A 13,611-nucleotide genomic window follows, 5' to 3' on the forward strand; every position below is an offset into this window, starting at 1 on the left:
GCTTGCTTATGTCACAGCAGCAGATAGTCATTATCGGCGGTGGTTTTACCGGAACCGCGCTGGCGATCCATCTGGCCCGGGCTGGCCAGGCAGGATTGCACGTGACGGTGATTGAACCACGAGCGCAGCTTGCTCAGGGGGTGGCATACGGCACCACCGATCCGGCCCACCGCATCAATGTGCCGGCCGCCAGAATGCAGCTTGCTGGTGATGAAGAGGGCATATTTGACCGCGACTATCGCACATCACCCGCCTTTCAGGCCGACCCGGACGCGTTGTGGCGTGACGGCAATGTTTACCCGCAACGTGGTGAGTTTGGTCGCTGGGTCAATGCGCAGTTTGTGCATCAGCAGCAGCATTCGCCGGTAAAACTCAGCCATCTGCGTGACAGCGCAGTTGCGCTGCAGGATGGCGTAGTGACCACAGCCTCAGGGCAGAAGATCCGGGCTGATCAGGTGGTGCTGGCAATCAGCCATCCACCGCCGGATCTGCCCGCGCTGCTGAAGCCGTTACAGGGGCATCCGGGGTTGATTGCCAATCCCTGGCAGAATGGCGCGCTGGCACAGGTCGCACCTGACGATCGGGTAGGGATTATCGGTTCAGGCCTGACCATGTCCGATGTGGTGGCATCGCTGCATCGCCAGCAGCATCGCGGAGAGATTACCGCCTTCTCACGCCGTGGACAGCTGCCGCGTGCCAACCTGAGCGGCAGCGATGAGAGCTACACCCTGGATTACAGTCAGCCGCAGCCCGCCAGCGCACGTGGCTGGTTACGTCGTGTGCGTCAGGAGGTAAAACAGGCAGCCGCGTTAAATCTGCCCTGGCAGCTGGTGCTGGATGATATCCGCCGTAACGGCCAGCGTATCTGGCAGAGCCTTTCACTGCATGAGCAGCAGCGTTTTCTGCACCATCTTCGACCCTGGTGGGATGTTCATCGCTACCGGATTGCCCCGCAGGTAAGCCAGATACTCAATCAGCAGCAGGCGAGCGGTCAGTTGTCACTGCTGGCGGCACGTCTGATGGGGGCAGAAGCGGTGGGAAACAATCTTCAGCTGGCGCTGCGCCGGCGTGGAGCGCAATCAGAAATACGGGTGGTGGATAAAGTGATTGTCACCACCGGGCCAGCGCACAACGCACTGCTTAAAAGCAACGCGCTGCTGCGCCAGCTCCACGGCGAGGGCGTGATTCAGCCTGACCCGCTGGCGCTGGGCATTCAGGTTAACGCGCTGTCACAGACGCTGAATGCACAGGGTGATGCCAATCCTCATCTCTTTGTGGCCGGGCCTGCCGCGCGTGGTCGCTTTGGCGAACTCATGGGATTACCGCAGGTTGCAGAACACGCTGAGTCCGTAGCACGGCGGCTACTTTCCACTATGCCGCTGCCCCTCAGCGAGCGATGTCCCGGCTCACTCATCTACTGAATCACCCTTCCGGAACAATCACTAAAAGGTGGGCGGCAAGCGATTGCCGCATCCGCCCAGGAGTCGCTATGTCATCGCAACGTGAAATTCGCCTGAATGCTTTCGATATGAACTGTGTCGGTCATCAATCGCCCGGCTTATGGGCGCATCCCCGGGATCGTTCCTGGCAGTATAAAGATCTGGAGTACTGGACTGACTTAGCACGCCTGCTGGAGCGCGGCAGATTTGATGGACTGTTTATTGCTGACGTGCTTGGGGTCTACGACGTGCTCAACGGCAATAACCAGGCCGCGATTCGCCACGCCACGCAGGTGCCGGTAAACGATCCGCTGGCGTTAATCACGCCGATGGCGCTGGTGACGGAACATCTGGGCTTTGGCCTGACCGCGTCACTGTCATTTGAGCACCCCTACCCGTTTGCGCGGCGGATCTCGACGCTGGATCATCTGACCAAAGGCCGCATTGGCTGGAATATTGTGACCTCCTATCTGGAAAGCGGCGCGCGTAATATCGGACATCAGGCCCAGACCGACCACGATGCGCGCTACGACTATGCCGATGAATACCTGCAGGTTATCTATAAGCTGCTGGAGGGAAGCTGGGAAGATGGCGCGGTCCTGCGCGATCGTGAACGTCATATTTTCAGCGACCCGAATAAAATCCATCCGATTAATCATCAGGGTAAATTCTTCCAGGTACCCGGCATCCATCTGTGCGAACCTTCGCCGCAGCGCACGCCGGTACTTTACCAGGCGGGCGCCTCCAGCCGCGGTAAAGCGTTTGCGGCGGAACATGCCGAATGCGTGTTCGTGGCGGCACCTTCGAAAGTGCTGCTGAAGAAAACCGTGGCGGATATTCGCCGGAGAGCCGCTGAAGCGGGACGCGATCCCCGCTCCATACTGGTCTTCAACCTGCAGACAGTCATTGTGGGTGAAACCGACCTGGCGGCGCAGGCCAAATGGGAGGAGTACAAGCGCTATGTCAGTTACGAAGGCGCGCTGGCGCTGATCTCAGGCTGGACCGGTATCGATTTCGGGCAGTATCAGCCGGATCAGGTACTGAAACATCTGCACACCAATGCGATTCAGTCGGCGGTTGAGACATTCTCTACTGCCGATCCCAACCGCCAATGGACGGTGCAGGGCCTGGCAGACTGGGTAGGCATTGGCGGATTTGGTCCGCTGCTGGTGGGCAGCGCCGAAACGGTGGCCGATGAGCTGCAAAGCTGGGTTGAAGAGACAGACGTCGATGGTTTTAACCTTGCCTACGCCGTGACGCACGAAACCTTTACTGACGTGGTGGAACTGCTGGTGCCGGAACTGCAAAAGCGTGGCGTCTACAAGCAGGAGTATCAGCCCGGCACGCTGCGTGAAAAGTTATTTGGCCAGGGGCCGCGGCTGACGTTGCCGCATCCGGGTGCCGGTTATCGCCGGAGTGCGGATCTGGAACAGCGAGCAGCCAGGGTGGAAGTTTCATAACAGAGACGGCTGGCTGCCCGGCATGAATAACCGGCGCATAGCAAGGTGCAAAGAGACAAGAGTACGTCTTGTCGCCGGTTGATGGACCGGCATTACCGGACCGGTCATTGCTGTTAACCGTTGCTAAACCGGTCTGCCATGTGCTGCTGAAACCTCACGCGTTTCAGCAGTATAAAAAACAACATTTCGCTGAATACTACCGGATGAATTTTATACTTCATGCGGGGTTTGGTGTGGGCGAAATATAAGTCTATCTTATTGAATTAATTATAATAGTTATCTGTAATTGTTGGTTGTTAACTATGCCAGGAATTCATATAAAACCCTCGTTACCTGCTGAATATAATAACGAGGATACGATGAGTACATTAGAAATTGACAACACCTTGACTGCGCCACCGCCTCACTCTCAACCGGTTCGATCGGTGAGTGATGTGGCCCGGCTAATCAACAGTAACACCGAAAAAAACAGCTATGCGCGCTGGATTGTTTTCCTGGCGCTGGGCGGCGTGTTTCTTGATGCCTACGATCTCACTACCCTCTCCTACGGCATTGATGATGTGGTGAAGGAGTTTGGTTTAACCCCGGTACTCACGGGCCTGGTAACGTCGTCAATCATGATCGGCACCATTGTGGGTAATCTGGTCGGCGGCTGGCTGACCGATAAATATGGCCGTTACTCAGTGTTTATGGCGGACATGCTGTTTTTTGTCGTCTCCGCCATTGCGGCAGGGCTGGCCCCCAATGTATGGGTGTTGATTGGTGCTCGTTTTCTGATGGGCGTCGGCGTCGGGATCGATCTGCCAGTTGCCATGGCCTATCTGGCAGAATTCTCTAAGTTCTCCGGCAAGGGCAATAAAGCATCGCGCCTCGCAGCCTGGTGCCCGATGTGGTATGCCGCTTCGTCTGCCTGCTTCTTTATTATTTTTGCGCTTTATTTCCTGCTGCCCGCCGAACATATCGACTGGCTGTGGCGCGCCTCGCTGCTGTTTGGCGCCGTACCGGCACTACTGATTATTGCGGTGCGCAGTAAGTTTATGAATGAGTCACCGCTGTGGGCGGCGAATCAGGGCGACCTGAGCGGTGCGGTGCGTATTCTGCGTGACTCTTACGGCATTGTTGCGCATGAGGAGCCGCCCGCTAAAACCGATGCGGTGAAAGCGACGCCGAAAGTGCGTTTCCGCGTACTGTTTCAGAAGCCTTATCTGGAGCGCACGGTCGTCAGTGCGGTGATGAACGTCTGTATTTCGTTTGAATACACCGCCATCGCTTTCTTCCTGCCCTCTATCCTGGCGCAATTTCTGGGCGCGGGTGTATTTGAAACCATCTCTGCCTCACTGGGACTGAATGCGTTGTTCGCCTTTACCGGCGGGCTGTTGGGGATGCGACTGGCGTGGAAATTCCCTTCACGGCATGTCGCAATCGCCGGATTTGCGCTGCAGTTTATCGCGCTGATTTCGCTGGCTTTGATCGGTCATCCACAGGCGACTGCTGGCGTGGTGTTTGCGGTACTGATGCTGGGTTTGTGGCTCTTCGCAGAGGGATTCGGACCCGGCGCGCAGTTGATGATCTATCCGGCGCTCTCCTACCCGACCCACATACGCGCCACCGGTGTCGGCTTTAGTCGTTCGCTCTCTGGTGTGGGCAGCGCGCTGGCGCTGTTTATTCTGCCAATTTTGCAGGCGCGTTACGGCACCAATATGTTCTGGATTGTCTCACTGGCCGCCCTTATCCCGATTATTTTCCTGTTAATCATTCGTTTTGAACCGACCCGACAGGACATCGATGAGCAACCCGACTCTGGAGAGGATCATGTCTGAATTAAATCGTACCGAATTTGCCGAACTGGTTCAGCATTTCAGGCCGCTATTCGCCCGCATCGCTGAGGGGGCCAGTGCCCGTGAAACCGAACGCACACTATTGCATGAGCCGATCAACTGGCTGAAAGCGGCACGCTTCGGCACCCTGCGTATCCCCAAAGAAGAAGGCGGCTTTGGGGTTTCGCTGCCCCAGTTATTTGCTCTGCTGACCGAACTGGCTGAGGCAGATTCGAACCTGCCACAGGCGCTGCGTGCGCACTTCGCATTTATTGAGGATCGCCTGAACCAGCCTGCCAGCGAGGATCGGCGTCGCTGGTTCCGCCGCTTTGTGGACGGTGAGCTGGTGGGCAGCGGCTGGAGTGAAATCGGCGCGGTGAAGCTGGGTGAGGTCAATACTCAGGTTTCTCCCGATGAAATGGGATGGCGGATCAGTGGTGAGAAGTTCTACAGCACCGGCACGCTCTATGCAGACTGGATTGATGTCTATGCTCAGCGTACTGACAACGGCCGTGACGTGATTGCCCTCGTGAACACCCACCAGAATGAGGTGGAGCGCGATGATGACTGGGATGGTTTCGGGCAGCGGCTGACCGGCAGCGGCACTACGCGCTTTCATCAGGCCCGGGTTGAACTGCCACATGTCTATGATTTCAGTGAGCGTTTCCGCTATCAGACGGCATTCTATCAGCATGTCTTACTGGCCACGCTGGCGGGCATCGGGCGGGCAGTGGTACGCGATGCCGCTCAGGGCGTGGCGCAGCGTAAACGCATTTACAGTCATGGTAATGCTTCGCAGGTGAAGCAGGATGTGCAGGTGTTGCAGGTGGTGGGTCAGATAAGCAGCTGGGCATGGGCAGTCGAAGCCGCTGTCGACCGGGCGACCTACTCGTTGCAGAGGGCATTTGAGCTGCAACTGAGTGGCGCAGATGAGGCGCAGCTTCATGCGGCTAACGTGCTGGCCGAAGTGGAGTCTGCCCAGGCACAGGCGGTGGCCGTTGAGCTGGTGACGCGTGCGGCAACAGAATTCTTCAATGCGCTGGGTGCATCTGATACCCGCGTCAGCAAGGCACTCGACCGGCACTGGCGTAATGCACGAACGGTGTCGTCGCACAATCCGGTGATCTACAAGCTACGTAACGTAGGTGACTGGGAGGTGAACGGCACCGATCCGACCTTCATCTGGCAGATAGGCAATGGAAATGGGATATAAAATCGCTGTTTCATGGGCAGGTATTTGGGTGTGGTAATGGATCAGCCGGCAACGGAAGCAGCATGGCATAGCGACAGTTTTTATTTTATCCGGACATGAAACTGGCGTTGGCCATTTAATAGCGGTCATTCAGTACGTGATGCAGGAAATAAACACGCTAAACGCGACGTATGTTAATTATCATTTATTAAGCATCAATCGGACGTTATTTTCTGCCAGCCTGCAGGGTTACTTTTGTGCAAAGGGAAAAGAGCCAGCATTACATCATGATACTGGCTCTTTTTTCATCAGCGTAGCTGTTAAGGCTTACTTACAGGCTCTGGCATAGCTGAAGAGTGATGAGTTGAGATTTTCCAGCCCTGACCATCCCAGACATAAGTGAAGGTGTAACGTGCTGTGACGTGGGTGCTATCTTTAAAAGTAAATGTATAAACGCCGGTATCAATCGCTTTATTACAACCGATTCTGATAGTCCGGGAATCGATTTTACCGCTCGGTCCTTTTTTCAGGAAGTCTTTAAAATAATCGATACGTTCCTGATCGGTCAGACGTACCTGATTTGAAATGGTCGGCAGTAAAACGGCATCGCTGACATATAACTCAGAGACTTTAGTTGCATCGCCGGTTGCCAGCGCATCATTCCAGGTATTAAACAGGCTTGCGACATCCTGCTCGGAGGCTTTAACACAGGTCACGGGCTGTTGTGCCAGCGTAATTGCAGGCGCGCAGGAGAGACCTAAAAGGCATAATGATAATAACGTTTTTTTCATAAAAATATCCTCTTTTACCCTGGTGGAAGCCGGCGTGCTGAGAGACATCCCAGACGCCGCCATAAAAAGTGCTAATAATTCGCTATTGCGGTATGGTTATGCTGTCTTATCGAAAATGAGTCCGATGCGGTAAATAAATGGCCAGTCTCATTTGATTCAAAAATATGATAAATATACGTATCGACGCTTTGACTGGCTGGATTTCAAGATAGCTGATGATAATTACCATCAGGTATTTAAATCTTCAAAAAGGCAGGATTTAGTTTTTTATCCTGTATTTTAATAGCGCCAGGCTTGTGAGTAGTACAGTTGAGCAGTCTGTAGTTCAGGCCTGTGAATATAGTGCCGCCCATTTTTTCAGTGATGTTAAGAGTAAAAAAGTTTTCAAAGGAAAACCCTTCTGGGTAATGTTATCTGGGGTTTTTTTATGAGCGTCAGATTCAACAGGCTGACTATTTAATCCTGTCTGCGCTCATTTAAATAAATTTTTCTGGCATTTTCACTGTTTACCGCGCTAAATAAATCAGCGTCTGGATGCGTGATTTAATTAAGTGATGTCTTAACAGATAACAGGTTCAGAATTTAAACTATCCCGCGTTGAGGTTTTTTTTGTCAGTATCCTGTTTTAATCTGATGTTCCGATAGCAGATGCCGTTCCGCCTATCGATAAACATCAGTGTGTACTCACCATGCATCCCTGCCCCATCCGATTGTAGTGACTCGCGATCCGGTAAAAACCAGGCTGGATGCTGCACCCAATCATGACTTCGTATAATTGTTCTTATACGAAGTCATGACATATAGATGGTGCCGGGTTAAGATGGATAGCAGTAAAGTTCGCCCTGAAAATGACAACGCTACGTAAATTCTGCCCGGTTATCCCCCTGCTTAATTCTCAGAATTAACGTAGCGCGATCATCGGCATCTTTGGTTGATAAGTGAGCAAATATGAGTGAGTTAGTGCCGTTAACCCCTCTGACGGTTGACCGGAATAGCGATATCACCGAACGGCTCCGGCAGTTCGTTCAGGATAAAGAGGCTTTCTCACCTAACACCTGGCGACAGCTGCTTAGCGTAATGCGAATCTGCAATTGCTGGTCGGAAGATAACCAGCGCAGCTTCCTGCCCATGAGTGCAGACGATTTGCGTGACTATCTCTCTTTTCTGGCTCAAAGCGGCCGGGCCTCCTCAACCGTCACTTCACACGCGGCGTTAATTTCGATGTTACACCGTAACGCCGGATTGCCGGTGCCCAATGTCTCTCCGCTGGTTTTCCGTACGATGAAGAAGATAAACCGTGTAGCCGTGATCAACGGTGAGCGGGCAGGCCAGGCCGTGCCCTTCAGGCTGACTGATCTTCTGGCGCTGGATAAAGAATGGGCAGGTTCTGATAACCTTCAGGCGCTTCGCGATCTGGCTTTTTTACATGTGGCTTATGCGACACTACTGCGTATCAGTGAACTGTCGCGATTGCGGGTGCGGGATGTGATGCGTGCCGGCGATGGACGTATCATTCTGGATGTGGCGTGGACAAAAACTATTGTGCAGACCGGCGGATTGATTAAGGCGCTCAGCACCCGTTCGACTCAGCGACTGGAGGAGTGGATTGAAGCGTCCGGGATATCAAGCCAGCCTGATGCCTGGCTGTTTACTGCAGTACATCGGTCTGGCCGGCCACTGATTGCTGAAAAGCCGATGAGCACAAGGTCACTGGAACAGATTTTTAGCCGTGCATGGCGTACTGCCGGAAAAGTGGGCGCAGTAAAGGCCAACAAAAATCGCTACACCGGCTGGAGTGGCCACAGCGCCAGGGTGGGAGCTGCGCAGGATATGGCAGATAAAGGCTATCCGATTGCCAGGATCATGCAGGAAGGCACCTGGAAAAAACCAGAAACACTGATGCGCTATATCCGCCATGTGGATGCACACAAAGGTGCCATGGTGGAGTTTATGGAGCAATATAGTGACCCTGATTATCCTGGCTGATGGCTCCTGAAAAGAGAATAAAGCCCTTTTTCAGGCTGAAGTTATCCACAGAAAAAGTGGACAGCCTGTGTGTAAGCCGGTACGGATTATCGCTGCGGCGGGTATCCACAGCGTTCATCCGGCTGATTTAATTGATTTATTCTTACTGCCATACCACCTGCGGCGTTTCTGTCATGATAAACAGAGCACGTCGGCAATTATGAGTGAGTTGCTGCGCCAGGCAGTGAACCCTGCTCTGGCGCTCAGTGAACTGCAGCAGGAGAATTAAAATTACACGAACCCTACTTCATTTTGGTTCCCATCACATACGCGTGTGTAACAGTTCGATCGTCCCCTGACATTTCCATACCAAACAGCAGCTCTTCGATGCTCTTAGCTTCTTTGTTGCGTCCGGCGAGAACCTGTCCAGCCTGAGGGTCGAGGACGACGAAAATCCTGGTTGTTCTCAGCTAAATGGGTATGCAGATAAACGTCCGGAAATTCTTTAAGCAATTTTCCAGCTATAGTGAGTTCATTGTCAGTGGAGGTAGGCGCGAAACGTGGCGTAACGGCATAATCAAGACGGCCTTTGTGCTGCCATTTTTCAATCAGCGCTTTGCTCTCATCATAGGCTGATTGCGGTGTATCCAGTAATTCAGCGAGTGCATTTCTATCCATCAGGACTTTACCGCTGATCATACGCATATTACGTTTTAACGCCTGCTCAAAAAATGCATCAACTGAGACTGGCGAACGGGTTGCAAACACCAGTGCCGTGGTTGTGCCATTTTTTACCAACTGATCAAGGAAGACAGACGCTTCCTGTGAAGCGTACGCGTGATTGCTGTATTTTATTTCTGTTGGAAACGTGTAGGTATTGAGCCAGCCAATAAGCTGTTCGCCATATTCACTGATCATGGTGATTTGAGGATAATGAACATGAGTGTCAACGAGTCCAGGCGTAATAATTTTCCCGCTGTAGTCAATCATGCTGTCGACCGGCTGATCTTTCAGTGTCGTATAATCACTCGAATTTAAAATATATACATATTTAACAATAAGATAGCTGCCTTTGTAATGGGCGGCTGCTTCTTTATCTTTTGCTGGGTCGGCTTTAAAGTAGATGATCTCCGCCCGATATCCAACCGTTTCTGCTGCTGCGTAAAAAAGAGAAAAGAGACAACAATGCTATAAACTCAAGTTTCATTTACTACTCCATTTAATTTTTTAAAAAATCCGTATCACTCTTTTCAGGGCGGGAATAATAGGTGAAATGAGGTAGGGTGAAGATACCAAAAATACGATGAAATTATTAATCTGAAAAGATCATTTAACTTCTGAAATTAATCCTTTTTGCTGCTGTCTTATCAGTGTGTCAGTCAATGTTGTCTGAAGTTTGAATTTCAGCTGCTTAAGTGTGTCAATATTAAATCGTTTACATTATGGTCCGGGTTTACAGAGTTGCAGCCTTTATTGTCATACTCATACCGGACAACGCATTAACATTTATATCATTACAGGATAAAAATATGGGAAACTGGCCCCTCTTAATGTCGGGAGTTGTTATGCTTTCAGTCGCTACTACAACCATCGCATCCGCTCATGATCAGCTGCCAGGCTACGCTCAGGGTGCAGAGATTATCAAGGTTAACAGCAGTCAGGACCAGATCGACAATATCGGAGATGTGGTTTATCGCCAGGTAAAAAGCACGCGCTCTGTCAGGCAATTGCATATGTCACTGCTGGTTCCCCGCACCAATGAATTGAAACCAGCGATCGTCTATTTTCCCGGCGGTGGTTTCCTGACAGCGGAACGTGACAAATTTATTTCAATGCGGCTGGCGTTAGCGGAAGCCGGTTTTGTAGTTGCTGCTGCAGAATACCGCACTATTCCTGATATTTTTCCGGCACCAGTTTTAGATGCCAAAGCCGCAGTCCGATATCTGCGCCAGCATGCCTCAGAGTATGGCATCGATCCGGCGCGTATAGGGGTTCTGGGCGATTCGGCTGGGGGATGGCTCGCCCAGATGATGGGGACTACTAATGGGGATAAAACGTTTGATAAAGGCGATTTCCCTGAGCAGTCTTCAGATGTTCAGGCGGTGGCCACGTTGTATGGCATTTCCGATCTACGGAGCATCGGCGAAGGCTTTCCCGATGCAATACAAAAAGTGCATCAATCCCCTGCCGTAACTGAAGCTCTGCTGGTTAATGGTGCCGCTTTCCGCGATTTCGCCGGGGCATCAGTGACCGACGAGCCCGAGAAAGCGCTTTACGCAAGTCCGGTTGGTCACCTGAAAGGCGTTAAACCGCCATTTTTAATTATGCACGGCAGCAACGATACTCTGGTCTCTCCGGAGCAGAGTGCGAATCTTTATAACGCCCTTAAAAAAGCGGGTGACCGTGCTGAATACGTATTGATTGAAGGGGCTGAGCATGGTGATTACCGCTGGTATCAACCTGAGGTAATCACCAAAGTTACCCACTGGTTCCGCCAGGCGCTGGGCGGACCGGTGAAATCACAGAATCCATCAGCGGCAGATCCTGACGCCAGCCTTTAACTTAATGAGATGCTTTCTTGCCTGTTAACCTGTGCAGACAAGAAAGCACTCATTTGGCGCTTATTAACTCACTCGACTGCTGCAGGTCCGTGTAACGTATCATCCGGCCCGCCAGGCTTTAGCCGTTACTGCACGTAATTTTCCTGTTTACTGCAGCTACTGTGGCAGCCGCGGCAACTCCCCTTTTCCTCCCTGAGCATGACCGGTATTGACTGCACCCGGCTTCCCGCTTTTCGCAATGCCAGCAGGATGATTCCGTTCAGCACCAGCACGCTTATCAGGCAGGTAGCACTGAATGCAGGATGGTCGGCAAAAGTGACGGTCTGGTAAAACAGCGTGGCGGTGGTGTAGGCGATGTTGAGTCCCCAGAAGAATGAGAACATCATCCATTTTTTACCGGCTTCCCGCGCAATAGCCCCCATGACCGAGACGCAGGGAACATAAAGCAGGACAAAAATTAAGTAACTGTAAGCGGCAAAGCCACTGCCAAATTTGGCTGACATCACGCCCATCGAGCCGGTCGCCATCTCACCATCGCCTTTACTGGCATCGATGGGATGGGCCAGCGCATCAATTCTGAAGGCAGCCGTTAACCCCGCCCAGGTCTCTGCCAGCGCCTCTTTAAGCTCATCCAGCAGGTTGAAAGCCTGCGGATCAAATGGACTGCTCTGGATTGCCTCTGTAGTGTAAAGGCTGTTGAGCGTGCCGACGACGACCTCTTTTGCCATGATGCCGCTCACCAGTCCCACGGTTGCCTGCCAGTTATCCTGAGTGACCCCTATCGGCAACAGCACGGGCGTGATCGCTTTGCTGGTCGCCGCCAGCGCAGAGTGGTTAATGTCATTAACCATCTGGCCATTAAAGGCGAAGCTGCTCAGTACGCCAATCAGCATGCTGACCAGGATGATGACCTGTCCGGCTCGCACCACAAACATTTTCAGCCGTTGCCAGGTCTGCAACAGCAAGCTTTTGAGATGAGGCCGGTGATAGACCGGCAATTCCATGATAAATGGCGAGGCTTCGCCGCCCAGCAGGGTATGCTTAAGCACCAGACCGGTCGCGATGGCCACTATAATACCCAGCAGATAGAGGGAGAAAACCAGGCTGGAACTGTGACTGTTAAAAAATGCCGCAGCGAAAACCGCAAAGATCGCCAGCCGTGCGCCACATGACATAAAAGGCGCAATCAGCACCGTCAGCAGACGCTCACGCGGTGTATCCAGCGTCCGTGTCCCCATGACCGACGGGACATTACAGCCAAAGCCGACTATCAGCGGCACAAAGGATTTTCCCGGCAGGCCCAGTGACTGCATCAGCCGATCCATCACAAAGGCGGCGCGCGCCATGTAGCCGGAGTCTTCCAGGAAAGAGAGGAACAGGAACATCAGGCCAATCTGCGGAATGATCGGCAGCACGGTATTGATACCGGCCCCGATACCCTGCGCCAGGAAAACCGTCAGCCAGTCAGGGAAGTGGCAGACATAGCCCAGCCATTGTGCTCCATGGATGAATATCGCCACTGAACTGCTGTCGAACAGCGGCTGTAGCGCAGCACCGATGTTAATTGAAAGCTCGAACATCACATACATCACCGACAGGAATATCGGAATGCCCATCCAGCGGTTCAGCACAATTTTATCGATCCTGCGGGTCAGACCGGCGGGCATTGCCTGATGAAGGTTACTGACGGCCGCGCAAACTGCGTTGATGGCGCGATAGCGGTAATCGGCAATCTGCACACCGGTCTCTCCTCCGGCCTGCTGCATAATCTCGGGCAAATACGGAACCAGCGCCGGACAAAGTTTCTGACTGTTGATATCCCCTTCCAGTAGCTGCAATGCCAGCCAGTAACGTTTTTGTGGGGCTATGGCGGCGGGCATCTGCTTGCAGAGCTGCTCAATGGCGGTTTCAATTGCGGCCGGATAACGTACCCGTTCCGGTGCGCGGTAAATATGAGGCTGGTCAATCAGCGCTTTGAGTTGGGCAATACCATCACCCCTGGTTGAGGTCAGTGAAACAACCGGACATCCCAGATGAGCTGACAGTGCTGCGACATCAATAGTGATGTTCTGGCTGGCGGCAATATCCTGCATGTTCAGGGCGACAATGCAGGGCACGCCCAGTTCCAGCAGCTGAAAGGTCAGGAACAGATTACTTTCCAGACTGGAGGCATCGACGACGTTAATCACGACATCGGCGTGATCCTGATAGAGATACTGGCAGGCGATGCTCTCATCTATCGAGCTTTCAGCAGATAGCGTCGTCAGTGATCGGGTGCCTGGCAGATCGATGAGCCGGACATCTGACTGCGCGGTAAAAAATTGCCCCTCTTTGCGCTCAACCGTGACGCCAGCCCAGTTCCCTACCCGCTGTCGGGCACCGGTGA

The 13,611-nt window shown here is 52.7% G+C and carries 9 protein-coding genes; 6 read left to right on the top strand and 3 right to left on the bottom strand.

Annotation, left to right across the window (positions count from 1 at the left end):
- The first annotated feature begins 8 nt into the window (after positions 1-8).
- From EPG66_RS22160 to EPG66_RS22175, 4 genes are all read left to right on the top strand, one after another.
- Entirely contained in the window at positions 9-1,421 is a 1,413-nt protein-coding gene (locus EPG66_RS22160) for an FAD/NAD(P)-binding protein (RefSeq protein ID WP_182688125.1), read from the top strand.
- A gap of 68 nt (positions 1,422-1,489) precedes the next feature.
- Complete coding sequence (locus EPG66_RS22165; RefSeq protein WP_031593796.1) at positions 1,490-2,899, top strand: LLM class flavin-dependent oxidoreductase; 1,410 nt, start codon at positions 1,490-1,492, stop codon at positions 2,897-2,899.
- Positions 2,900-3,258: 359 nt separating this feature from the next.
- A complete protein-coding gene (locus EPG66_RS22170) occupies positions 3,259-4,719 on the top strand; it encodes an MFS transporter (RefSeq protein WP_031593795.1) in 1,461 nt (486 codons plus the stop codon).
- Positions 4,712-5,929 (top strand): acyl-CoA dehydrogenase family protein, encoded by a 1,218-nt coding sequence (locus EPG66_RS22175; RefSeq protein WP_069027118.1) that lies wholly within the window; start codon positions 4,712-4,714, stop codon positions 5,927-5,929. Before EPG66_RS22170 ends, EPG66_RS22175 begins: the two co-directional genes overlap by 8 nt.
- Before the next feature lie 299 nt (positions 5,930-6,228).
- On the opposite strand, the gene EPG66_RS22180 is transcribed toward EPG66_RS22175, so the two are convergent.
- Positions 6,229-6,699, bottom strand: coding sequence for an SgcJ/EcaC family oxidoreductase (locus EPG66_RS22180; RefSeq protein ID WP_031593793.1), 471 nt, complete (start codon positions 6,697-6,699; stop codon positions 6,229-6,231).
- A gap of 948 nt (positions 6,700-7,647) precedes the next feature.
- Between EPG66_RS22180 and EPG66_RS22185 the strand changes: the two genes are divergently transcribed.
- A complete protein-coding gene (locus EPG66_RS22185; protein WP_182688127.1) occupies positions 7,648-8,685 on the top strand; it encodes a tyrosine-type recombinase/integrase in 1,038 nt (345 codons plus the stop codon).
- 372 nt (positions 8,686-9,057) lie between these two features.
- Here EPG66_RS22185 and EPG66_RS22190 read toward each other — a convergent pair whose 3' ends face one another.
- Positions 9,058-9,654: an amidohydrolase family protein gene (locus tag EPG66_RS22190; RefSeq protein ID WP_155763657.1), complete on the bottom strand. Its 597-nt coding sequence runs from the start codon at positions 9,652-9,654 to the stop codon at positions 9,058-9,060.
- Positions 9,655-10,193: 539 nt separating this feature from the next.
- Here EPG66_RS22190 and EPG66_RS22195 point away from each other — a divergent pair.
- Positions 10,194-11,225, top strand: a complete 1,032-nt coding sequence (locus tag EPG66_RS22195) for an alpha/beta hydrolase fold domain-containing protein (RefSeq protein ID WP_182688133.1) — start codon at positions 10,194-10,196, stop codon at positions 11,223-11,225.
- Positions 11,226-11,350: 125 nt separating this feature from the next.
- Here the strand turns inward: EPG66_RS22195 and feoB are convergent.
- Positions 11,351-13,611, bottom strand: a 2,261-nt coding sequence (gene feoB, locus EPG66_RS22200) for a Fe(2+) transporter permease subunit FeoB (protein ID WP_182688129.1), incomplete at its 5' end; no start/stop codon positions are given.

The sequence above is a fragment of the Pantoea pleuroti genome (assembly GCF_014156615.1).
In the GTDB taxonomy this organism is placed as follows: domain Bacteria; phylum Pseudomonadota; class Gammaproteobacteria; order Enterobacterales; family Enterobacteriaceae; genus Pantoea; species Pantoea agglomerans.